This window comes from Vogesella perlucida, assembly GCF_979366545.1.
On the sequence record NZ_CEETRO010000026.1, the window covers coordinates 1 to 2,007 of the forward strand.

A 2,007-nucleotide genomic window follows, 5' to 3' on the forward strand; every position below is an offset into this window, starting at 1 on the left:
ATCATCGACGAAATCAACCGTGGCAATATCTCGCGCATTTTCGGCGAGCTGATCACGCTGATCGAGCCGTCCAAGCGCGCCGGCGCCGACGAGGCACTGTCGGTGACGCTGCCGTATTCCAAGGACAGCTTCAGCGTACCAGACAATGTCTACATTATCGGCACCATGAACACCGCCGACCGTTCGCTGGCGGGGCTGGACCTGGCGCTGCGTCGCCGTTTCAGCTTTAGCGAAATGCCGCCGCGCCCCGACTTGCTGGATGGTGTGATGGTGGACGGGGTGAACATCGGCCAGATGCTGCGGGTGATGAACCAGCGCATCACGGTGCTGCTGGACCGCGACCACACCATAGGCCACGCCTACTTCATGCCTTTGCAGAGCGAGCCGACGCTGGCCGCGCTAGCCGACATCTTCCGCCAGAAAATCCTGCCCCTGCTGCAGGAGTATTTCTTCGAGGACTGGGAGCGCATTCGCTGGGTGCTGAACGACCAGACCAAGCCGGATGGTGTGGCTTTCATTATCGAGGACAAGTCGCTGGATGTGTCGGCCTTGCTCCAGGGCGTGGCGGACAAGCTGCGCCAGTCGCCACGGTGGACGTTGAACGATCAGGCGTTTGCCAAGGCTGATGCCTATCGCGGCATTGCGGCCAACCTTGGCAAGGGCGAGGTCTAGCTTGAAGCGTGAGCCGATTGTGGTGCGCGAGTACGCGCGGCTGACCACCAGCCCTTTGTCTGCATCATCACTCGATGAAGCGCAGATCAGCCAGACAGCGTTTGACTGGCTGTGCCAGTTGGCCGCAGGCTTTCGGCGCAGCGGCGCGCAGCTGCTGCAAGTGGATGGCCGGCAGTGGCTGCGGCTGGACAGCCACGTGGGCGTGCTGGAAAGCCCCTGCGGGCAGGTAATCGAAATCCTGCCCAAGCATCACGACGACGGCGATTGCAGGCTGTCTTCGCGCCAGCTGCTGTGCAAGCTGATCGCCGGCTCGCTGGACCTGACATCGCGCGAGGTGGACGAGGCCGGTTTGCAGCTGTTCGACACCTCGCTATCCGAATGGGTCATGCGGCAGTTTTTGTTGGCATTGGAGCACTTGCTGAAGCGCGGGCTGCGCTTTGATTACCAGCGCATCGAAGAAGAACAGCGTTTCTTGCGCGGCCAACTGGATGTGGTAAAGCAGATGCGCCAGCCGCCAGGGCGGCAACATTGCTTCCAGATTCGCCACGATGTGTTTCTGCCGGACCGGCCAGAAAACCGCCTGCTGCAAAGCGCGCTGGCGCTGGTGTGCAAAACGGCGCAGGACGCCGATAACTGGCGCCTGGCGCACGAGCTGGCCGGCATGCTGCACGCGCTGCCCGCCAGCCGTGATATTGACGCCGACTTTCGCGCCTGGCGCAACGACAGGCTGATGGCGCACTACCAGCCCATCAGACCGTGGTGCGAGCTGATTCTATACCGACAGATGCCGCAGGCGGTGGCGGGCGATTATCGCGGCATCAGCCTGCTGTTTCCGATGGAAAAGCTGTTTGAGGGCTATGTGGCGCGCTGGCTGCGTGGCCGCTTGTTGCCGGGCGCACGCCTGAGCACCCAGCCCAGCCGCCATAGTTTGTGCACCCATTCTGGAGAATCGATGTTCCGATTGGAGCCGGACTTGCTGATCGAGCAAGGCCAGCGCCAGTGGGTACTGGACACCAAGTGGAAACGGCTGGATGAAACCGACCGCGATAAGAAGTACCAGCTGAGCCAGGCCGATTTTTACCAGCTGTTTGCCTACGGCCAGCGCTACCTGGGTGGCGAAGGTGACATGGCGCTGATCTACCCGGCGTGGCGCAAGTTTACCAGGCCGTTGCCAGTATTCGATTTTGACAAGCAGCTACGGCTACACGTGCTGCCGTTTGATCTGGACAAAGACACCCTACTGCACCCGGACGGCTTGCATTTGCCTATCCATTTCGATGCATAAGGCATTAAACAGCATGGGTTTGCGCTATGATGTTGGCCTTGAATTCAGGA

The 2,007-nt window shown here is 60.8% G+C and carries 2 protein-coding genes; both read left to right on the forward strand.

Annotation, left to right across the window (positions count from 1 at the left end):
• A partial coding sequence (locus ACZ9XP_RS17705) for an McrB family protein (RefSeq protein WP_465188938.1) occupies positions 1–672 on the forward strand: 672 nt, incomplete at its 5' end.
• Position 673: 1 nt separating this feature from the next.
• Positions 674–1,957, forward strand: coding sequence for an McrC family protein (locus tag ACZ9XP_RS17710; protein WP_465188939.1), 1,284 nt, complete (start codon positions 674–676; stop codon positions 1,955–1,957).
• The last annotated feature ends 50 nt before the right edge of the window (positions 1,958–2,007 follow it).